We start from the raw sequence: 20,713 nt of genomic DNA, 5'->3' as shown, positions 1-20,713 counted from the left end.
GGCAGCCTGCCCCGCCTTTTTGACTCGAGGTACGTTTGTCAGCAATCTGACCCCGCCGAAGCGGGGTTTGTCCTGCTGGCAATCCGCTAAATTATGGCAGCAACGAAGGCTGATCCGCGCCCTCTTTCTCGACTTTCTGCTGGATCATGTGTTCGCGTTTCATCCCCAGCTTCAGCGCCAGCGCCGAGGCGACATAGATGGATGAAGCCGTACCGATGGTGACGCCTATCAGCATGGTCAAGGAGAAACCGGCCAGGATCGGGCCGCCAAAGATAAACAGCATCAGCACCACCATCAGCGTGGTGGCCGAGGTCATCAAGGTGCGGCTCAGGGTCTGGGTCAGCGACACGTTGATGATTTCATAAGAGCTGCCGCGCCGTATTTTGCGGAAGTTTTCACGAATACGGTCGGAAACCACGATACTGTCGTTCAGTGAATAGCCTATCACCGACATCAGCGAGGCGATGATGGTCAAATCGATTTCAATATGAAACAGCGACAGGACACCCATGGTAATCACCACGTCATGAGCCAAGGCCAGCACCGCCCCCAGGGCCAGCCGCCATTCGAACCGGAAGCCGACGTAAATCAGGATACAGATTAGCGCCACCAGCAGCGCCATGCCGCCGGCCTGCGCCAGATCGCTGCCGACGCTGGGTCCGACGAACTCGATACGTTTCACGGTGGCCTGCGAATCAAAGGTCTGATTAACAACTCCCAGCACTTTGTTGCCCAACTCCTGGCCGGCGCCGTCCTGCACCGGCGGCATGCGGACCATCACATCCCGGCTGCTGCCGAAGTTCTGGATCAGCGGATCCTTGAAACCGGCATGCTCCAACGCGCCGCGCATGGCATCCAGATCGGCGGCCTTGCTCAGGTTCAGCTCGATAACCGTACCGCCGGTAAAATCCAGCCCCCAGTTAAATCCACGGGTGGCCATCAGCGCGACGGAAATGATTAACAGCGTAATGGAAATGCTGAATGCCACGTAATCCCAGCGCATAAAGTCATAGACTTTACGGCCGTAGTTTAAATCTTCAACTCTATGTTGCTGAGCCACAACGCACTCCTAGATAGACAGTTTGCTGATACGTTTACCGCCGTAAAGCAGGTTCACGATGGCGCGCGTGCCGACAATCGCCGTAAACATCGAGGTGGCGACCCCGATAGCGGTGGTTATGGCAAAACCCTTGATGGAACCGGTGCCCACCGCGTACAGGATAATCGCGGTGATAAGCGTAGTCACGTTGGCATCGACGATACTGGAGAAGGCGCCTTTATAACCTTCATGAATAGCCTGCTGAACGGTACGCCCGTTCTTGAGCTCTTCTTTGATACGCTCGTTAATCAGCACGTTGGCATCCACCGCCACCGCCAGCGTCAGCACAATCCCGGCGATCCCGGGCATGGTAAGCGTCGCCCCGGGCAGTAAAGACATGATGCCCACGATCATCACCAGGTTCGCGATAAGCGCAGTAGTGGCGATAAGGCCGAACTTGCGATACCACACCACCATAAAGATGATGGATGCCACCAGCCCCCACAGACAGGCTTCCAGACCCTGCGTGATGTTCTGCATGCCCAGCGTCGGGCCGATAGTCCGTTCCTCGACAATCTGAATCGGCGCAATCAGCGCCCCGGCGCGCAGCAATAGCGACAGTTGGCGGGCTTCGTTCGGATTATCGATGCCGGTGATACGGAAACTGTTACCCAGGCGGGACTGGATGGTCGCCACATTGATAACCTCCTCCTGTTTGGCCAGGATAGCCCGGCCGTTGGCGTCTTTCTTGCCGCTGTCCTTGTATTCCACAAACAGGGTTGCCATCGGCTTGCCGATATTGTCCTTGGTAAAATTGGACATATTGGTGCCGCCGGTGCTGTCGAGGGAGATATTGACCTGCGGGCGGTTGTATTCGTCGGCGCTGGAGGTGGAATCGGTAATATGGTCGCCGGTGAGGATGACCCGTTTATAGAGCACCACCGGCTGGCCGTCGCGGGTATATTTCACTTCGGAATCACCCGGCACCCGGCCGCTGGCGGCCGCGCTGCGATCAACAGTGGTATTCACCAGGCGGAACTCCAACGTCGCGGTGGCGCCGAGGATTTCCTTTGCGCGCGCGGTATCCTGGATACCCGGCAGCTCAACCACTATCCGGTCCGCGCCCTGGCGCTGTACCAGCGGCTCGGCCACACCCAGCTGATTAACGCGGTTGCGCAGGATGGTAATGTTCTGCTGCACCGCATATTCACGGGCTTCCCGCAGGCGGGTGTCCGCCATGACCGCGCGCAGCCCGGTATCGCCGGTGCTGTTGATCACCAGATCGCGGTGGCGCGGGACCAGGTAGCTGACCGCCTGATCGCGGGAATTCCCGTCGCGGAAATTCACCTCGGTGCCGTAATTTTCGATTTTGCGCACCGTGGCATAAGGGATGCCTTTTTCACGCAGATCCGAGCGCAAGGCGTCCATGGTCTGTTCCTGGAGCTTGCCCAGGGCGGTATCCATATCCACTTCCATCAGGAAGTGCACGCCGCCGCGCAGATCAAGACCCAGTTTCATGGGTTCGGCCCCCATCATGGCCAACCAGGGGGGGGTGGCCGGGGCCAGGTTCAATGCCACCACATAATTTTCGCCAAGAGCGCTCAATAACGCCTCCCGAGCGCGCAGCTGCACGTCCGGATTGGAGAAACGGGCCAGGATGGCGCCGTTTTCCAGGGCGATCGACTTGCTGGCGATATTCTGTTCTTTTAGGACATTTTGGATCTGAACCAGCGTCGTCTCACTGGCGGCGGCACCCCGCGCACCAGTGATTTGTACGGCCGGATCCTCACCATAGAGGTTCGGAAGCGCATACAGCAGCCCGACGAGAAGTGCCAGGATAAGCATGATGTACTTCCATAAAGGATAACGGTTTAACACGGCAGTTCCCTTCGGGAAAATCGACAATTACAGCGCTTTCATCGTACCTTTCGGCAAGACAGCGGCCACGAAATCACGTTTGATAACCACTTCATTGGTATCGTTCAACGCTATCGCAATATAGCCGGTATCCGCGACCTTGGTCACGCGACCCACAAGACCGCCGGTGGTCAGTACTTCATCGCCTTTGCCGATGGAGTCCATCAGCTTTTTATGATCCTTGGTGCGTTTTTGCTGCGGACGGAGGATCATGAAATAAAATATCAGGCCAAATACCACTAACATAATCACCAGAGAGTAAGGACTTCCCTGGGACGGCCCGCCTGCTGCGGCAGCGGCGTCAGAAATGAAAAAGCTCATTTAAATTCCCTCATTGTAATTTAACTCAACGACTAAAGGCGGAACGGGTTTTCCAACCCGGCCATAAAATTCGTCAACAAACTGCTCTAATTTACCTTCATCGATAGCGTGGCGTAAACCCGCCATCAGACGCTGATAATACCGCAGATTATGGATGGTATTCAGACGCGCACCGAGTATTTCGTTGCAACGGTCGAGATGATGCAAGTAAGCGCGACTATAATTGCGACAGGTGTAGCAATCACAATGTTCATCCAGCGGCGATGTGTCGCTTTTGTTACTGGCGTTGCGGATTTTCACCACTCCGTCGGTGACAAATAAATGACCGTTGCGCGCATTACGCGTCGGCATCACGCAGTCGAACATATCGATACCGCGACGCACGCCCTCCACCAAATCTTCCGGTTTACCCACGCCCATCAGATAACGCGGTTTGTCAGCCGGAATCTGCGGCAGGACGTGCTCGAGAATGCGGTGCATATCCGCTTTCGGCTCACCCACCGCCAGGCCGCCCACAGCGTAACCATCAAAGCCGATCTCTACCAGTCTTTTTACCGAAACATCTCGTAAATCTTCGTAAACGCTGCCCTGGATGATGCCGAACAGCGCATTTTTGTTTCCCAGCTCGTCAAAACGGCGGCGGCTTCGCTCCGCCCATCGCAGCGACATCTCCATGGATTTGCGGGCATAGTCATGTTCGGCGGGAAATGGCGTGCATTCGTCGAATATCATCACGATATCCGAACCCAGGTCATGCTGGATTTCCATCGACTTTTCCGGACTGAGGAATATCGCATCGCCATTGATGGGATTGCGAAAATGCACGCCCTCTTCGGTTATCTTGCGAATATCCCCCAGGCTGAACACCTGGAAGCCGCCGGAATCGGTGAGAATCGGACCGTGCCACTGCATAAAATCATGCAGATCGCCGTGCAGTTTCATGATCTCCTGCCCCGGACGCAGCCAGAGATGAAAGGTATTGCCCAGGATGATTTGCGCGCCGGTTTCAGCCACCTCTTCCGGAGTCATGCCCTTTACCGTGCCGTAGGTGCCCACCGGCATAAACGCCGGGGTTTCCACCACGCCGCGCTCGAATACCAGGCGTCCGCGGCGCGCCCGGCCGTCAGTTTTGATTAATTCGTACTTCACTCAGCCTCCGACACCGGAGAAACAGTCCGATGCAGTTTATGCCGGCTGCGTTCGCAGCGGCAGCAAAGCCGGGCGGCATTTCGCCTCCGGCGGGGTTGCGGCCTACCGTTCGCCAATGGCGTCCAGGGCGGCCAAATCGTTACGGGTGATGAACATGGCATCGCCGTAACTGTAAAAACGGTACTCCAGCGCCACGGCCTCATGATAAGCCGCCATGGTATGTTTATAGCCGGCAAACGCCGATACCAGCATAATCAGGGTCGATTCCGGCAAATGGAAATTTGTTATTAACGCATCGATAATGCGAAACCGATAGCCGGGAAAAATAAATATATCGGTATCGCCGAAAAACGGCGCGATAACCGCCCCCCGGGCCGCCTGCGCGGCGCTTTCAAGGGAACGTACCGAGGTGGTGCCCACAGCGACGACCCGGTTGCCGCGCTTCTTGCATGCCAGCACCGCATCCACCACTTCCTGCGGGACTTCGGCATACTCCGAATGCATCACATGCTCTTCAAGGTTTTCAACCCGCACCGGCTGAAAGGTGCCCGCCCCGATGTGCAGGGTGACAAAGGCCATTTCAATGCCTTTGTCCCGCAGGGCATCCAGCATGGGCTGGTCAAAATGCAGGCCGGCGGTAGGGGCGGCCACCGCGCCGGGACGTTCGCTGTAAACCGTCTGGTAGCTCTCCCGGTCGGTTTCCTCATCGTGGCGATGGATATAGAGCGGCAGCGGAATATGACCGGCGGCATTCAGCAGCGTCAGCACATCCCGGTCGTCATCGAAGCGCAGCTCAAACAGCGCATCATGGCGCGCCACCATGGTGGCGGCGATGCTTTCATCATCCCCGAGCAATAGCGCGGCGCCGGGTTTAGGCGACTTGGACGCGCGCACATGGGCCAATACCCGATGATCGTCCAGTACCCGCTCCACTAGCACTTCGATTTTGCCGCCGCTGAGCTTACGACCGAACAGCCGGGCCGGTATCACCCGGGTATTATTGAATACCAGCAGATCGCCGGGCGCCAACCGATCCAGCAGATCGGTAAATACGCCGTGCGTCATCTCGCCGGAGGGGCCGTCCAGCGCCAGCAGGCGGCAGGCGCTGCGTTCCGGCAGGGGATAGTCGGCAATCAGGGCCTCAGGAAGTTCATATGAGAATTCGGCGACACGCATTCCAGTTCACTTAAGACAAAAAACAGGCGGCTTAGTCTAGGGCTATGCAGCGCGGCCTGCAAGAAATAAGCGGCTTTGCCGGTGTTTTACCTTATACTCTTGCAATGAATTTTCTTGCTCATCTCCATCTCGCCTCCGTGGCGCACAGCTCGCTATTAGGCAATCTGATGGCGGATTTTGTCCGCGGCAACCCCGACGGACTTTATTCCGCCGAAGTGGTGGCCGGTATCCGCATGCACCGGCGCATTGATACCCTTACCGATAGCCATACGGTGGTGAAATCCGCCAAAACCCTGTTCAGCGCCGATTACCGGCGGGTGGCGCCCATTGCGCTGGACGTGGTGTGGGATCATTTTCTGGCGCTCCACTGGAGCCGGGTCGTGCCGGACGTACCGTTACGCCGGTTCGTGCTGCAGGCCGAAGCGGTGATTACGCCGGCGCTGCCGCAAACGCCGGAAGCGTTCCGCTCGCTTAATGCCTATCTTTGGCGTGAACGTTGGCTCGAACGTTATGCCCAGCGGCCTTTTTTAGCGCAGGTGTTGACGGGCATGGCGAGCCGGCGGCCCAGACTGGCCGCGCTGGGGGAAATTTACCCGGAAATTGAACAACATTATCCGGCGCTGGAGGCCTGTTTTTGGCAACTTTACCCGGATATGTTGCAGCTGGCGCATCAGGGCGCATTTACCTTGTAAACAAAAAACAGCACTAATTGTTACTGGAATGAAATAAAATCTTTAACGTTTTTCCCTTGTATCGCAAAGGGTTATTTTGTAATATAAAAATAAAATACTAATCAAATTAATAGGTAAAAACTATCTCATCAATCGGCGCCAATGGCTTTATCCATTAGCTGCGACAACCTATACTGACTCTCGTTTTACATCTTCCCTGTCAACCAACCTAACCGTATTTTACAGGAGTACACATGGTCCTGGTCACTCGTCAAGCACCCGATTTTACCGCTGCAGCGGTTTTGGGCAACGGAGAAATCGTTGATAACTTCAATCTGCATAGTTTTATCAAGGGTAAACCCGCCGTTATCTTCTTTTGGCCGATGGACTTCACCTTCGTGTGTCCGTCAGAACTGATTGCCTTTGATAAACGTTTCGCTGAATTCCAAAATCGCGGCGTTGAAATCGTCGGCGTATCCTTTGATTCAGAGTTTGTACATAACGCCTGGCGCAACACGCCGGTGGATAAAGGCGGCATCGGCCAGGTTAAATATCCGCTGGTTGCCGACATCAAACATGAAATCATCAAGGCTTACGGTATTGAACATCCGGAAGCCGGCGTGGCGCTGCGCGGTTCGTTCCTGATCGACAAAGCAGGCGTTGTCCGCCATCAGGTGGTTAACGACCTGCCGCTGGGCCGCAACATCGATGAAATGATTCGTATGGTTGACGCGCTGCAGTTCCATGAAGAGCACGGCGAAGTGTGCCCGGCACAGTGGGAAAAGGGTCAGGAAGGCATGGACGCTTCACCCCTGGGCGTGGCCAAATACCTGTCTGAGAACATCGATAAGCTGTAAGAAACGGACACTTATTGAGTAGTATATTTGAATAAACCCGCCGCTACCGGCGGGTTTTCTTTTTCAGCTAATGCTGGCGGCGTCGCCCGGCCGCCGGCGGGTAAAACCGTAGCCCAACAGCAGCAATACCACCCAAATACCGCCGGCGTAGAGAGAAATACGCGTGGTGGGAAAATAACCGATAAGCCCGATGATAAACAGCAGGAAGGCCACCCCCGCCGCCGAAGTCAGCACTCCGCCGGGCATGGGAAACGCCAGCGCTTTGACCTGCTGCGGTCCCAGCCGGCGGCGAAAGGCCATCTGCGAGCATAGGATCATAATCCACACCCACACCGTGGCGAAGGTGGCCAGGGAGGCAATCACCAGAAAGATGTTTTCCGGCATGATGTAGTTAAGATAAACGGCAATAAGCAGGGCGAACATCATCACCAGCACCGTTATCCAGGGGATACCCTGGCGGGACACCCGGGCGAACATTTTCGGCGCATAACCCTGGCCGGCCATGCCGTGCAGCATCCGGCCCACCCCGAAGACATCGCTGTTGATCGCCGACAGCGAAGCGGTGATCACAACAAAATTCAGTATGCCGGCGGCGGTGGGGATGCCCAGCTTCTGGAAGGTCAGCACAAACGGGCTGCCCGCGGTGCCTACCTCGTTCCAGGGGAAAATCGACATGATTACCAGCAGGGTACCCACATAGAACACCAGGATCCGCCAGGGCACGGAATTAATCGCCTTGGGAATGGACTTTTCCGGCTCGCTGGCTTCGCCGGCGGTGATACCGATGATCTCGATGCCGCCGTAGGCGAACATCACCATCTGCAGCGACAAAATCATGCCCAGGAAGCCATGGCTGAAAAAGCCGCCGTGAGTCCAGAGGTTATGAATGCCGGTGGGCTGACCGCCATTGCCGAAACCCCAGACGATAATGCCCACGCCGGCCAGGATCATGGCGATGATGGTGGCCACCTTGAAAAAGGAGAACCAGAATTCCATCTCGCCAAAAGCCTTGACGTTCAGCAGATTGATGGCGCCGATAAACAAGACCACGCCAAGCACCCAGACCCAATGCGGCACCGTCGGAAACCACACGCTCATATAGATACCGAAGGCGGTAACGTCGGCGATGGCGACAATCAAGATCTCGAAGCAGTAGGTCCAGCCGGTGATATAACCCGCCAGCGGACCGAGATTATCCTGGGCATAACGGGAAAACGATCCGGCGCTGGGGTTGTGGACCGACATCTCTCCCAGGGCGCGCATGATGATATACGCCACGATGCCGCCGATCAGGTAGGCCAGCAAGACGCTGGGACCGGCCATTTGGATCGCGTCGGCGGAGCCGTAGAACAGCCCGGTGCCGATAGCGGAACCCAAGGCCATAAAGCGAATATGACGGGTGGTGAGACCGCGTTTTAACGTTACGGGTGGTTGTTGCATATCCCTGATACTCTGTTTTGGCAAATGACAAAAACCACGAAGCATTCTCCGTGGCCAACAGCGTTGTTTGAATTTTATAAGTGAGCGGTTACTTCATGCCGTAGACGGAATTTATCATAGACAGCCACCATGATACCCACCGCCAGGGTCGGCAAAAGCCAGGCCAGACCCTGCGCCGACAGCGGCAAATGGCCTGTCCAGGCGGGAAGCGCATCATGGAACGACGACATCTTGAGGGCATCGACACAGCCGAACATCAGGCTGACCAGCATCGCCGGGGCGATGATAAGCGTGCTGCTGCGCCACCAGCGCAGGGTAAAACTCAGTAAAACCAGTACGATGCACGGCGGATAAATGGCGGTCAGCACCGGTATGGAGAATTGAATCAGATGGCTGAGCCCGAGATTGGAAACCAACATGGAAAACAGCCCCAGCACCACCACCAGCGTCCGGTAGGACAGGGGCAAATGCCCGCTGAAAAACTCGGCGCAGGCGCAGGTCAGCCCAACCGCGGTGACCATGCAGGCAATAAAAATCAAGACGGCCAGGAAGCCGCTGCCGCCGTTGCCGAACCGGTATTGCACATACGCATGCAGGATCTCGGCGCCGTTTTGCGCCGAGGGCACCAGCACGCCGCTGCCCGATCCCAGCTTGAACAGGGTGATATAGACCGCCGTTAAACCGATGCCGGCAATCAGACCGGCATAAACGGTATAACGGGTCAGCAGGCGCGGATTATCCACGCCGCGGGACCGCGCCGCGTTGACGATGACAATGCCGAACACCATGGCGCCCAAGGTATCCATGGTGAGATAGCCATTCACAAAGCCGGTTGAGAACGGCATCTGGTTATAGATTTCGCTGGCCGGGATCGGACTCCCTGCCGGCCAGAGCAGCGCGGCGGCGCCCAGGATGCCTAAAGCCACTATTTTCAGCGGCGCCAGGACGTGGCCCACCGTATCCAGCAGGCGGCCCGGATAAAGGGAAATGCCGATGACCAGGACAAAATAGATCAGGCTATAGCACAACAGCGGCCCGCCGCCCTGGCCGGTAAAAGGCGCCATGCCCACTTCAAAGGAGACCGTGGCGGTGCGGGGAATGGCGAACAGCGGACCCACCGCCAGATAGCAGACCACCGCCAGCACCAAGCCGGCTTTGCGGCCGAGGGGAGAACTGAGGGCGTCGATGCCGCCCCCCACCCTCGCCAGCGCGATAACGGTCAACACCGGCAGTCCCACCGCGGTAATCAAAAAGCCCGCTGCCGCCCACCAGACATGAGGGCCGGATTGCAATCCCACCATGGGGGGAAAAATGATATTGCCGGCGCCGACGAATAACGCAAAGGTCATAAAGCCGAGTGCCAGAATGTCTCTATAAGTTAAACGCTGACTCATGAAATCTTGTCGTGCCTGTTTTTAGGTAATAAATAAGAAAAACCTATGGATTGGAACCGGCGCACTTTAAACTGATAAAGGGGCGCAAAACAAGAGTGTAGGATTAATGCGGAACAATTAGCCTAATAAACACCGTTAATGCAGTGAATAATTTCTTAAAACCTTAAATACTCCATATATACTTGCTGAATAAGATCACATATAACAATAAGATAAAATGATACACAGACGTCAATGGCTGCGGCGAAGCCTGCCGGCCTATTCGAGTCCGATATTGCGGCGTGCCTGCAGCCTGACGGCCTCCGGCAGCGGTCGGTAGCCGTTCTGGCGAGCGCGCAGCTGTCCGCCGGGGGAAAGGATTTGATCAAAAAATGCCGCTGTGATGGGCTCCAGCGGCCGATCCGGCGCTTTATTCACATAGATATAAAGATACCGCACCAGGGGATATTCACCGTTGAGCAGGGTGGCATCATCCGGCTGAACCGTTTTCCCCTGCCCGTCGGTCAACGCCAGGATTTTGACGCCGCTGGCGTGAAAACCCATACCGGCGTAACCGATGGCGTTGACTGAACCCGCCACCGCCTGGGCCACGGATACCGAGCCGGGCAGTTCGTTCACCGACGTCAGCAGATCGCCGCCGCACAGTACGCGCTGACGGAAATAGCCGTAGGTGCCGGACGCCGAATTGCGACCGTAGCGCAGCAGGGTCTGCCCGGCCAAATGCCCTTTCAGCCCCAGGTCCCCCCAGCGTTTCAAGGCCGGCGAGGGACCGCAGCTATGGGTAATGGAAAAGATGCCGTCCAATTGGCTCAACGGCAGGGATTGCAGGGGATTATCCTCATTCACCAGAATCACCACCGCATCCAGCGCCACCGGAACCGCCGACGGAGGGTAACCGTAATGCCGGCGAAATGCGTCAACTTCCGGCTCGGTCATGGGGCGACTCATCGGCCCGAGCTGAGTGGTGCCGGCGGTCAGCGCCGCCGCCGCCGTTGCCGAGCCCGAGGCCTGGATCTGCACCCCCACCTCGGGAAAACGGCGATTAAAATCCATTCCCCAGCCGGTCAGCAAATTGGCCAGGGTATCGGAACCGGTACTGGTCAGGCTGCCCGACAATACCGTTACCGCCCGGGAGGAGGCCGGCCAGGCCAGTAATATGAGCAGACAGCAGACGATGGGACGGACGATTTTCATCAAAGCTCGACGGGCGGCTTAAAGGTGAGGTTATTTTCCTTCAGGGACGGGGCAACTATCAACCGGTTCGGCAAGGTGAAATAAAATCGGGTACCGGCGCCCGGTTCGCTGATGATATCCAGGCGCGCGTCATGATTGCTGAGGGCGTGTTTCACAATGGCAAGCCCGAGGCCGCTGCCGCCGGTTTGCCGTGACCGGGCTTTATCCACCCGGTAAAAACGCTCGGTCAGTCGGGGGATATGCTCCGGCGCGATACCCGGGCCATTGTCGCTCACCTGGAATTCCGCGCCGGCGGAGGTACGCTGCCAGCAGACCTCGATACGGGTGCCCGGCGGCGTGTGGATCACCGCGTTGTAAATCAGATTCGACATGGCGCTGCGCAACTGCTCTTCGTTACCGCGCACCCGCAGATGCTCATTAACGCGAAACACAATGTCGTGGCGCTCCTGGCTCAGCCCCTCCGCGCTTTGCTGCAGCCGCTTGAGGATGGAAGGAACGTCGATATTCTCGTTGACTTCGTTGTGGGGAGCGGCTTCGATGCGGGAAAGCACCAGCAGTTGTTTAACCAGGCGCTCCATGCGCTGCGTTTGATCCTGCATGGTATGGATTGCCTTGGCGCGAATCGCCGGGTCCATCTCCTGATCGTTCATCATCTCCAGATAACCCTGCAGGACCGTCAGCGGCGTACGCAGCTCATGGCTGGCATTGGCAAAAAAGTTGCGCCGCGCCCCTTCCAGCTGTCGCATCTGGGTAATGTCCCGCGCCACCATTAACAACTGATCGTCGGTGTAAGGCATCACCCGGAACTCCACATAGCGCTGGTTGTTGATGTGTAGCGTAAGGGGCCGCTGGAAGGATTGATTTTGCAGGTATTCATTAAACTCGGGGTAACGCAGCAAATTGAGGATATGCTGGCCGTTGTCTTCCGGCCAGCGAAAGCCCAGCAACTGCTGCGCCAAGCCATTGCACCAAAATATATGGCCGTCGCCGGTCAGCATCACCAGCGCATCCGGCAGGGTTTCCGCGCCGCTGCGAAATCGCTTGAACAGCGTTGCCAAATCGCGGCGGCGGCGGCGATGGCGCAGTTGCATCTGATGCAGGCCGTAGAACAGCGGTTCCCAACTGCCGCGGCCCACCGGCGGGGTCCGGCTCAGGTCTACCCACAGCCACCAGGACAGCCGGAGCTGATAATAATAGTTACGCAGCAGCGCCGCCAACAGCGCCGCCGCCAGCAGCCAGGGCAAATGCCCGATAAGTAACGACAACAGCAGGGCGGGCAGGCAAAAAAGCCCCAGTTCAAGCAGCAGTTTGCTCCAGGATAAACGTTCTAGCACCGGCCGTTCTCCCTTGAGACAGATTCAATAGCGGGCCGAGAAACGATAGCCGGTTCCCCGTACCGTCTGTACCATCCGATCGTGCCCGCCTGTTTCCAGCGCCTTGCGTAAACGACGAATGTGCACGTCCACCGTACGATCTTCCACGTAAACATTGGTACCCCATACATGGTTGAGCAACTGTTCGCGACTATAGACCCGTTCGGGATGGGTCATGAAAAAGTGCAGCAGTTTAAATTCGGTAGGCCCCATATCCAACGCCAGCTCATTGGATGTTACCCGGTGCGAAGAGGGGTCCAGGCTCAAGCCCTGCACTTCGATTTTATCTTCCACCGCCATCGGCGAGATACGCCGCATTACCGCTTTGATCCGCGCCAGCAGTTCCTTGGGAGAGAAGGGCTTGGTAATATAATCATCCGCCCCCACTTCCAGTCCCCGCACCCGGTCTTCCTCCTCGCCGCGCGCCGTCAGCATCATGACAGGAATATCGCGCGTCAATACTTCGCGCTTCATCAGTTTGATAAACTGTATACCCGAACCGCCGGGCAACATCCAGTCGAGCAGGACCAGATCCGGATAAGGCTCCGCCATACGACTCACCGCACTGCCGTAATCTTCCGCCTCAATAGGCTGGAAGCCATTTTGTTCAAGAACAAAGCAGACCATTTCACGGATGGGTGCTTCATCTTCCACGACTAATATGCGTTTTGCCATTATTTTCCTGCCGTTTATTCTCTGCGGTTATCGTGCCCGGGCATTATGCGTCACTTTTATGACAGATTTATTAAAATAGGCGCCGCCTGCTTCAAGGATAGGAGATCGCCGTTTTTCCGCCGCAAATTATATAATCGCACCTTTATTTCGGTATCCGCCGAAGCAAGGGTTATACCCGATAGCGTTCAGGTTGCGGCTGAGTTGGCTGCAACCTGAACGCTATTGGGTATATACTCTCGCCCTGATTCAGGGATTTTCTCCGGAGCCTCATGCGGATCATTCATACCTCCGACTGGCATTTGGGTCAGTCGTTTTTCACCAAGAATCGCGCCCATGAACATCAGGCCTTCCTGCGCTGGCTGGTGACGCAGGTTGAACTGCATCAGGCGGACGCGGTGGTGGTGGCCGGCGATATATTCGATACCGGCACGCCCCCCAGCTATGCACGGGAACTCTTCAACCGTTTTGTGGTGGAGCTACAGCCCACCGGCTGCGGGCTGATTGTGCTGGCGGGGAATCATGACGCCGTCGCCACCCTCAACGAATCACGCGGACTGCTGGCCTGCCTCAATACCCGCGTCATTGCCGGCGGCGACGCCGAACAGCAGGTTTTCGTGCTTGATGAGCGTAGCGGAAAACCGGGAGCGATTTTGTGCGCCATCCCTTTTTTACGGGCCAGGGATATGCTGGTAAGCCGCGCCGGCGAGTCGGGGGATGACAAACAGCGCTCCCTGATGGATGCCATCGCCGGACATTACCGGGATTTATATCAACAGGCCGTGGCGTTGCGCGATACCCTGACCGCGCCGGTGCCCATCGTCGCCACCGGTCATTTGACCGCCGTGGGCGCCGGCACCAGCGATTCGGTACGGGATATCTATATCGGCAGCCTGGATGCTTTTCCCGTCCCGTTATTTCCCCCCGCCGATTACATCGCCCTCGGTCATATTCACCGGCCGCAGAGCGTCGGCGGCCGGCCGAATATTCTGTATTGCGGCTCCCCCATTCCCCTGAGCTTTGACGAGGCCGGCCAGCCCAAACAGGTCAATATGGTGGATTTCCAGCCGGACCTGACGGCGGTGGTGACGCCGTTGACGGTGCCGGAGGTCCAGCCCCTGCGCCTGATTCGCGGCACCCTGGCGGAAATTGAAGCGCAGTTGCTCACCTTTCGCGATTACCGGGGCCAGACGAGGGTATGGCTGGATATCGAAGTGCTGACCGATGCCTGGCTTAATGATATCCAGCGGCAAATACAGCAGATTGCCGCCGATCTGCCGGTGGACATTTTGCTGTTGCGCCGCAACCGCGAGCAGCGGCGCCAGGCGCTGGAAAAAGAGCCTCATGAAACGCTGACCGAACTCAGCGTGGAAGAGGTGTTCGAACGCCGCCTGGCGCAGGTGCTGGTGCGGGATGAAGAGGAACTCAGCCGCATCCGCCTGCTGTATGAGCGGGTGGTGGCGGATATCCGGCACGAAAGTCCGGCACAGGAGCCCAGCCGATGAAAATCCTGACGCTGCGGCTGAAAAATCTCAATGCGCTGCAAGGGGAATGGAAAATCGATTTTACCGCCGCCCCTTTCGACGGCGCCAGCCTGTTTGCCATTACCGGTCCCACAGGCGCCGGTAAAACCACCTTGCTGGACGCCATTTGTCTGGCGCTTTATCACCAGACTCCCCGTCTGGGCGGCAATCCCGGCCAGGAGCTGATGACCCGCCACACCGCCGAAGCGCTGGCGGAGGTGGAGTTCGAAGTGAAAGGTATCGGCTACCGCGCCTTTTGGAGCCAGCGGCGGGCGAAAAACAGCCCGCAGGGCAACCTGCAGCCGCCGAGAACCGAACTGGCGCTCATCGCCGACGGCCGTATCGCCGACGGCCGTATCCTGGCGGATAAAATCAACGACAAGCTGCGGCTGGTCACCGACATCACCGGGCTGGACTTCGGGCGTTTCACCAAATCCATGCTGTTGGCGCAGGGGGACTTCGCCGCCTTTCTCAATGCCGACGCCAAAAAGCGCGCCGAACTCTTGGAAGAGCTCACCGGCACCGACATCTACGGTCGCATTTCCGCCGGCATATTCGAACGCCATAAAGCGGTCAAAGGAGAGCTGGACAATTTGCAGGCCCGTGCCGCCGCCATTGAGCTGCTCACCGAACCGCAACTGCAGGAACTAAACGATGAGCTGGCGCGATTAAAGGAAGAGGAGCTAAGGCTAAACCACCAACAGCAGGCGCTGCAGCGTCATTTGGACTGGCTGGCAAGGCACGGGCAGCTTACGGCGGCCTTGTCCGCCGCCCGTGAAAGGCAACAGGCCTCGGCGCGGGCTTATGACGAAGCGCAGCCGCAGCTGTCCCGGCTGACCCGGGGGGAACCCGCGGAGTCCCTGCGTCCGCTGCTGGAAGAGCAGCAACGCAGCCGGCTTAGGCAGCAACACCTGGACGAGTCCATCGCCGCGCAGCGCGCCGAGCAGCAACGTACGCAGCAGGCTTTACTGCCCTTGCAGGAGGCTTTCGAGCGCGCCCGCCAGGGCTGGCAGGATTATCTCCGGCACCGGCGGCAGCTTCAGCAGCTTATGGACGAGCGCATTATTCCCCTGGATCAGCATATCGCAGGACTGGAACAACAGGCGGCGCAACTGCGCCAGGCTGCCCGGGAGCTCAGCGCCCAGCGGCAAAAAAGGCAATCGGCGCTGGCGGAACAACAGACCGCCCTTTCCCGGGCCGAACAGCAGCTCCGGCAGGCCGAGAGCTATTTAACGCAGCATCCGGACTATCACCAGTGGGGAGAAGGGTTGCCGCTGTGGCGCGAACTCTTCGCCCGCCGGCAGCGGGAACGCCTGCAGGCGGACCAGTTGGGCCGGCAGCGCGATGGCTGCCTGCAACAGCAGCAAGAGCTGCTGGCCGAACGGCAATCGGTCCTTGCCGAGGCCAAGAGCTGCCGCCGGCAGGCGGCTGTCCTCACCGAACGCTTTAACGAACTGCAGCGCCAACGGGAGCAGCGGGAAGCACTCACTCCCTTTGGCGCGCTGCAAGATGAATGGGAGCTAAGCCGCCGGCACAGCCCTGCCCGCACCGTGCTCGCGTCGTTATTGCCCCAGCGCCGGCGGCTCACGCGGGATCTCGCCGCCGCCGCCGTGCGACAGACGGCATTGCAGCAGGAACTCGATGCGCTGGCGCAAAGCAGCCGGACCAGGCAACAGCAGTGGGAGGAAAAGTCCCGGTTATTGAATGAAGTCAGCGCCCGCTATCAGCTTGAGCAGCGCATTGTCGCGCTGGAAGGCCAAAGAGCACATTTGCAATCCGGGCTGCCCTGCCCGCTGTGCGGCGCCGTTGAACACCCCTTTGTCGATCATTACCGACTGCCGGAACCGGCGCAAACCGAGCTCAGGCTGCAGGGGCTGCAACAGGAAGTATCGGCGATAACCGCCGACCGGGTGGCGACGGATACCCGCAGCGGCATGCTATTGAACCAACGGCATCAAGCGGCGGATGACGAGGCGCAACTGCAAAGGGAACTGACGGCCATCGATGAGCAGTGGGCGTTGGCCGCCGCCGCGCTGGGCAGGGAACGCTCACCCGCCGACGACGGGAACGTGGCGGAATGGCTGGCGAAACAGGATGCGCGGGAGCAGGCTTTAGCGGAACGGCTCGAGACGCGGCGGCAGGCCGAGGGTCAATTACAGGCCGCGCGAGACGCCATGAACGACGCCAACGGGAAAGTGGCATCGGCCGAGGCCCGGCTGGCGCTGAACGACCAGTTGCAGCACACCACCGCGCAGACGTTACAGCAGGCCACGCAGCGCCTGACCGAGCAGCAAACCCTGGTCCGGCGGTTGGCGACGGAAGTCGCCGCGTCGTTGTCTCCCCTAGGGCTTACCGTGCCGGAAGAGAATAATGTCGAGGAGTGGCTGGCGGCGCGCCAGCAAGAGTGGCAACTGTGGTGCGGGCATTTGCAGCAGGAGCAGGAGCTGAAGGTGTCCTTGGCGGCGCAGGCTAATGAAATTCGCAACCACCAAGACAGCCTGGAGGAACTCGCGCGCCAATCGGCCGAGCTTGAACAGCGGACCGAACACACCCGAACCGCTTTGCAACAGGCGCGGGATGAGCGGCGGTTATGGGTGGGGGATGCCACCGTGCCGCAGCTGGGAGATGAGCTGCGCCTTCTGGGAGAAACGGCGGAACAGGCGCGCCAGCAGGCGGAGCAACGGCTGCAGCATGCCAGGGAACAACTGCTGCAATTAACGGGCAGTATCGAAGCGCAACAGCGTCAATTACAGGAATTCGACATGCAGACGCAGCAGGCCGGGGCCGCGCTGCAAGGCGCTCTCGACAGCAGCCCGTTCGCCACCGTCGCCGAATTGCTATCGGCTCTGCTGCCCCCGCAGGAAAGGGATCAATTGCGGGACATGGAAGAGCAGCTCAAGGAGCGGCGCCAGCACGCCGCGGCCTGGTATGAACAGGCGGAACAGGCGCTGAAAAACAGTCTGGCGGAACGTCCTGCCGACCTGGGAGAGGAGCAACAGCCCGCCGCCGTGGAGCAGCGTCTGGCCGCCGTCAAAACCCTGCTGGCGGAAAAAGCCCGGCGGCAGGGTGAAATCCAGCAGCAATTGTCCAGCCATGAACGCCGCCGGCTCGATCAGCACAACCTGCTGCAGGCTATTGCCGACAGCGAGGCGGCCTATGCGGACTGGAGCTACCTTAACGAGCTGATAGGCTCCAAAGAGGGGGACAAATTCCGCAAGTTTGCCCAGGGTCTCACCCTTGAACATTTGATTCATCTGGCGAACCGGCAGCTGGCGCGCCTGCAGGATCGTTACCAGCTGCGGCGTAAATCCGCCGCCGAGCTGGAACTGGAAGTCGTGGATACCTGGCAGGCGGAAGCGATACGGGATACCCGCACGCTGTCCGGCGGGGAGAGTTTCCTGGTCAGCCTGGCCCTGGCCCTGGCGTTATCGGATCTGGTGAGCCACAAAATCCGCATTGATTCCCTGTTTCTCGATGAGGGTTTCGGCACGTTGGACGCCGAGACGCTGGATATCGCCCTTGATGCCCTGGATACGTTAAACGCCACCGGTAAAATGATTGGCGTTATCAGCCACGTGGAGGCCATGAAAGATCGGATTCCGGTGCAGATCAAGGTTAATAAAATCAACGGCATGGGCGTCAGCCGGCTGGAAGCCCGTTTTGCGGTCCGCTAGCCGGCTTATCCCTTCAAAAGGCGTAGCGATGGGCGGTTCTAGCGCCCCAGAGGCCGCAATAGGCGCCCACCGCCGCGCCGATCAGTAGCGCGATAAACAACCATACTGCGGATTTGGCAATGGCTTTCGCGGCGGCATCGGCTTGCTCCCTGGCCTGCTCTTTCCACTGCTGCATTTCCGCCACGGCATCATCAATATTCTGCTGGAGATCCTCCAAACGCGCCTTGACCTCGGCGATCGCCTGCCGCTGGTAGCGGATCACCGTGTCGGTGGCCTGGTTAACTTCATCGGGGGACATCGAGGTATCGCGCGCCAGCGCCTGGCGGATGTCGTCCCGCTTGATATCATCCGTGATACCGTCCCCGCGCTGCTTGAGTTTGACGGACAATTGATGCATCTCGCTGTCGAAACTGGCCGGGCTTTTTAAAATGGCGTTCATGGCGCTTTGCATATCATCACGGGCTGCCGACAACTGTCTTGGCAGGTAGTCCGGCTTTAACGACTCTATACTGCTGTTTTGCAAAGCATTCACTGCCTTTTTCGGCATCGGGTCCGCCGGGAGTCCGGCATTCATCCCCATGGGCTTTAGGGTATTCTCTAACAGGCCTTGCAAATGGCCTTTATTGTCTGATAAAGACGAAACCATGCCTGATGACGCGCCGCCGGTGACCGAGGCAAGGGAACCGATAATACTGCCGGCGGCCCGTAGCGCTCCGCCTATAATAATGCTACTAATGATAATTGCGATTATTAATGACATGGCCCATACCAGAAAGCCATGGCTTATTCCCGCCGCGCCGGCCAGTCGACCGGCGACATAACCGCCGCATGCCAGGCTAATGAGTATTGAAATAAATGACCAGACCGTTACCGCGCTACCGACCCCCTGCGCCGGCTGCTCGGAATAGGGCTCCGCCCTGCTCAACCCTAATGCCGTTCCCAATACCGAAAGCAGAACGGATATTGCCAATACGGTAATAACTCCACCGATAATAGCACCCCAGGAGGTAACTCTTGCTGTGGCGATGACAGTATGCGACTCCATAAACTTTCTCCTCGATATTCTCCCTTGTAGCAATAGGCTACGCAATCAAGTTAGTTTATGTTGGCGTGAATTCAAGAATGCACAATTCTGGGAGATATTATTAATTAGATAATTCAATTATTATTTGAAACTAATCCAGTCTGGCGCTCTTTTAACTTAACGACGGTTATGTCCTTTTTTTTCTTCGCCACCGCCGGCGATCGTAGGCGAAAACCGGAAAAATCTTTACCGATTTTAACGTCCTTATGCGCTATCATGCGCCCTGCGTTTGAACAACTCGCGCGCTGACGGGCGCGCCAGTCCAGGGATATAAAAAATATGTTTTGGTTTAAAAATCTGATGATTTACCGTTTGACCCGCGATCTTGCGCTGTCGGCGGAAGACATGGAAAAACAGTTGGCGGGCTCGGTGTTTTCTCCCTGCGGCAGCCAGGATATGGTGAAATCCGGCTGGGTTTCACCGCTGGGCGACAAAAGCACCGCGCTAACCCATGGGGTTAACGGGCATATCCTGCTTTGCGTGCGCAAAGAGGAAAAAATCCTGCCTTCTTCGGTGGTGAAACAGGAGTTGCAGGGCAAGGTGGAAAAGCTGGAGGCAGACCAGAGCCGCAAGCTGCGTAAAGCGGAAAAAGACGCCCTGAAAGAGGAAGTGCTGTTCAATTTGATGCCTCGCGCCTTCAGCCGTTACAGCCAGACATTTCTTTGGATCGATACGGGAAAAGGCCTGGTGATTGTCGATGCCGCCAGCGCCAAAAAAGCCGAAGACACCCTGGCATTGCTGCGCAAATCCCTCGGTTCGCTGCCGGTGGCGCCCCTTACCCTGGAGAATCCCATCGAGCTGACCCTGACGCAGTGGGTCCGCGGCACGGAACCCCCGGCGGGTTTCGCCATTCAGGACGAGGCCGAACTCAAAGCCCTGCTGGAAGACGGCGGCATCATCCGCTGTAAAAAACAGGACCTCGCCAGCGACGAAATCGCCGCGCATATCGAGGCGGGAAAAGTCGTGACAAAACTGGCGCTGGACTGGCTGGAGCGGGTTCAGTTCGTACTGGCGGACGACGCCACCTTGAAAAGGCTTAAATTCTCCGAGCAGCTGCGTGAGCAAAACGACGATATCGACAGAGAGGACGTGGCGCAGCGCTTTGATGCGGATTTCATTCTGATGACCGGCGAGCTATCCGAGCTCATCAGCCAGCTGACAGCGGCGCTGGGCGGCGAAACCCAGCGTTAGAATAAACGAAGAGGGCCGGTTGTGGGGCCTTCCGTTTC

At 57.9% G+C, this 20,713-nt stretch carries 16 protein-coding genes; 5 read left to right on the top strand and 11 right to left on the bottom strand.

What is annotated here, in order from left to right:
- Positions 1–91 precede the first annotated feature (91 nt).
- The 5 genes from secF to queA form a co-directional block, all read right to left on the bottom strand.
- Positions 92–1,060 carry a protein translocase subunit SecF gene (gene secF / locus ACL2XJ_RS14350; protein ID WP_132922963.1) on the bottom strand — a complete coding sequence of 323 codons (969 nt, stop codon included), beginning with the start codon at positions 1,058–1,060 and terminating at the stop codon, positions 92–94.
- Positions 1,061–1,069: 9 nt separating this feature from the next.
- Complete coding sequence (secD, locus tag ACL2XJ_RS14345) at positions 1,070–2,917, bottom strand: protein translocase subunit SecD (RefSeq protein ID WP_132922964.1); 1,848 nt, start codon at positions 2,915–2,917, stop codon at positions 1,070–1,072.
- A 27-nt stretch (positions 2,918–2,944) separates the two neighbouring features.
- The gene (yajC, locus tag ACL2XJ_RS14340; RefSeq protein WP_132922965.1) at positions 2,945–3,277 is read right to left on the bottom strand and encodes a preprotein translocase subunit YajC; all 333 of its coding nucleotides are present in this window, start codon (positions 3,275–3,277) and stop codon (positions 2,945–2,947) included.
- Positions 3,278–4,426 (bottom strand): tRNA guanosine(34) transglycosylase Tgt, encoded by a 1,149-nt coding sequence (gene tgt, locus ACL2XJ_RS14335; protein ID WP_132922966.1) that lies wholly within the window; start codon positions 4,424–4,426, stop codon positions 3,278–3,280.
- 102 nt (positions 4,427–4,528) lie between these two features.
- Positions 4,529–5,602, bottom strand: a complete 1,074-nt coding sequence (queA, locus tag ACL2XJ_RS14330) for a tRNA preQ1(34) S-adenosylmethionine ribosyltransferase-isomerase QueA (RefSeq protein WP_413723623.1) — start codon at positions 5,600–5,602, stop codon at positions 4,529–4,531.
- A gap of 104 nt (positions 5,603–5,706) precedes the next feature.
- Here queA and ACL2XJ_RS14325 point away from each other — a divergent pair, with 104 nt between their 5' ends.
- Positions 5,707–6,294: an ACP phosphodiesterase gene (locus ACL2XJ_RS14325; RefSeq protein WP_132927850.1), complete on the top strand. Its 588-nt coding sequence runs from the start codon at positions 5,707–5,709 to the stop codon at positions 6,292–6,294.
- Between the two features lie 233 nt (positions 6,295–6,527).
- The gene (locus ACL2XJ_RS14320) at positions 6,528–7,130 is read left to right on the top strand and encodes a peroxiredoxin C (protein ID WP_132922968.1); all 603 of its coding nucleotides are present in this window, start codon (positions 6,528–6,530) and stop codon (positions 7,128–7,130) included.
- Positions 7,131–7,193: 63 nt separating this feature from the next.
- Here ACL2XJ_RS14320 and proY read toward each other — a convergent pair whose 3' ends face one another.
- From proY to phoB, 5 genes are all read right to left on the bottom strand, one after another.
- Positions 7,194–8,570, bottom strand: coding sequence for a proline-specific permease ProY (proY, locus tag ACL2XJ_RS14315; protein WP_203522414.1), 1,377 nt, complete (start codon positions 8,568–8,570; stop codon positions 7,194–7,196).
- Between the two features lie 74 nt (positions 8,571–8,644).
- Positions 8,645–9,964, bottom strand: a complete 1,320-nt coding sequence (gene brnQ, locus ACL2XJ_RS14310) for a branched-chain amino acid transport system II carrier protein (RefSeq protein ID WP_132922970.1) — start codon at positions 9,962–9,964, stop codon at positions 8,645–8,647.
- 258 nt (positions 9,965–10,222) lie between these two features.
- Positions 10,223–11,161, bottom strand: coding sequence for a PstS family phosphate ABC transporter substrate-binding protein (locus ACL2XJ_RS14305; protein WP_413723622.1), 939 nt, complete (start codon positions 11,159–11,161; stop codon positions 10,223–10,225).
- Positions 11,158–12,492: a phosphate regulon sensor histidine kinase PhoR gene (gene phoR / locus ACL2XJ_RS14300; RefSeq protein WP_413723621.1), complete on the bottom strand. Its 1,335-nt coding sequence runs from the start codon at positions 12,490–12,492 to the stop codon at positions 11,158–11,160. The genes ACL2XJ_RS14305 and phoR overlap by 4 nt, the downstream gene beginning before the upstream one ends.
- Positions 12,493–12,516: 24 nt before the next feature.
- Positions 12,517–13,206 carry a phosphate response regulator transcription factor PhoB gene (gene phoB, locus ACL2XJ_RS14295; RefSeq protein WP_132922973.1) on the bottom strand — a complete coding sequence of 230 codons (690 nt, stop codon included), beginning with the start codon at positions 13,204–13,206 and terminating at the stop codon, positions 12,517–12,519.
- 269 nt (positions 13,207–13,475) lie between these two features.
- Here phoB and sbcD point away from each other — a divergent pair, with 269 nt between their 5' ends.
- Together sbcD and ACL2XJ_RS14285 are read left to right on the top strand one after the other, a co-directional pair.
- Complete coding sequence (gene sbcD / locus ACL2XJ_RS14290; protein ID WP_413723620.1) at positions 13,476–14,708, top strand: exonuclease subunit SbcD; 1,233 nt, start codon at positions 13,476–13,478, stop codon at positions 14,706–14,708.
- A complete protein-coding gene (locus tag ACL2XJ_RS14285; RefSeq protein ID WP_413723619.1) occupies positions 14,705–18,400 on the top strand; it encodes an AAA family ATPase in 3,696 nt (1,231 codons plus the stop codon). The genes sbcD and ACL2XJ_RS14285 overlap by 4 nt, the downstream gene beginning before the upstream one ends.
- A 13-nt stretch (positions 18,401–18,413) precedes the next feature.
- On the opposite strand, the gene ACL2XJ_RS14280 is transcribed toward ACL2XJ_RS14285, so the two are convergent.
- The gene (locus ACL2XJ_RS14280) at positions 18,414–19,445 is read right to left on the bottom strand and encodes a CAP-Gly protein (RefSeq protein ID WP_413723618.1); all 1,032 of its coding nucleotides are present in this window, start codon (positions 19,443–19,445) and stop codon (positions 18,414–18,416) included.
- 318 nt (positions 19,446–19,763) lie between these two features.
- Here ACL2XJ_RS14280 and rdgC point away from each other — a divergent pair, with 318 nt between their 5' ends.
- Positions 19,764–20,675 (top strand): recombination-associated protein RdgC, encoded by a 912-nt coding sequence (gene rdgC, locus ACL2XJ_RS14275; RefSeq protein ID WP_413723617.1) that lies wholly within the window; start codon positions 19,764–19,766, stop codon positions 20,673–20,675.
- Positions 20,676–20,713: the final 38 nt, after the last annotated feature.

The sequence above is a fragment of the Sodalis sp. RH16 genome, assembly GCF_047324245.1.
GTDB classification, from domain to species: Bacteria; Pseudomonadota; Gammaproteobacteria; order Enterobacterales; family Enterobacteriaceae; genus Acerihabitans; species Acerihabitans ligni.
This window is presented reverse-complemented; position numbering and strand designations above follow the sequence as displayed.

What these genes read in the sequence shown, in the direction of transcription:
- yajC (WP_132922965.1), bottom strand. Translation starts at nt 3,277, where the DNA reads ATGAGCTTTTTCATTTCTGACGCCGCTGCCGCAGCAGGCGGGCCGTCC.
- queA (WP_413723623.1), bottom strand. Translation starts at nt 5,602, where the DNA reads ATGCGTGTCGCCGAATTCTCATATGAACTTCCTGAGGCCCTGATTGCC.
- ACL2XJ_RS14325 (WP_132927850.1), top strand. Translation starts at nt 5,707, where the DNA reads ATGAATTTTCTTGCTCATCTCCATCTCGCCTCCGTGGCGCACAGCTCG.
- ACL2XJ_RS14320 (WP_132922968.1), top strand. Translation starts at nt 6,528, where the DNA reads ATGGTCCTGGTCACTCGTCAAGCACCCGATTTTACCGCTGCAGCGGTT.
- proY (WP_203522414.1), bottom strand. Translation starts at nt 8,570, where the DNA reads ATGCAACAACCACCCGTAACGTTAAAACGCGGTCTCACCACCCGTCAT.
- brnQ (WP_132922970.1), bottom strand. Translation starts at nt 9,964, where the DNA reads ATGAGTCAGCGTTTAACTTATAGAGACATTCTGGCACTCGGCTTTATG.
- phoB (WP_132922973.1), bottom strand. Translation starts at nt 13,206, where the DNA reads ATGGCAAAACGCATATTAGTCGTGGAAGATGAAGCACCCATCCGTGAA.
- sbcD (WP_413723620.1), top strand. Translation starts at nt 13,476, where the DNA reads ATGCGGATCATTCATACCTCCGACTGGCATTTGGGTCAGTCGTTTTTC.
- ACL2XJ_RS14285 (WP_413723619.1), top strand. Translation starts at nt 14,705, where the DNA reads ATGAAAATCCTGACGCTGCGGCTGAAAAATCTCAATGCGCTGCAAGGG.
- ACL2XJ_RS14280 (WP_413723618.1), bottom strand. Translation starts at nt 19,445, where the DNA reads ATGGAGTCGCATACTGTCATCGCCACAGCAAGAGTTACCTCCTGGGGT.
- rdgC (WP_413723617.1), top strand. Translation starts at nt 19,764, where the DNA reads ATGTTTTGGTTTAAAAATCTGATGATTTACCGTTTGACCCGCGATCTT.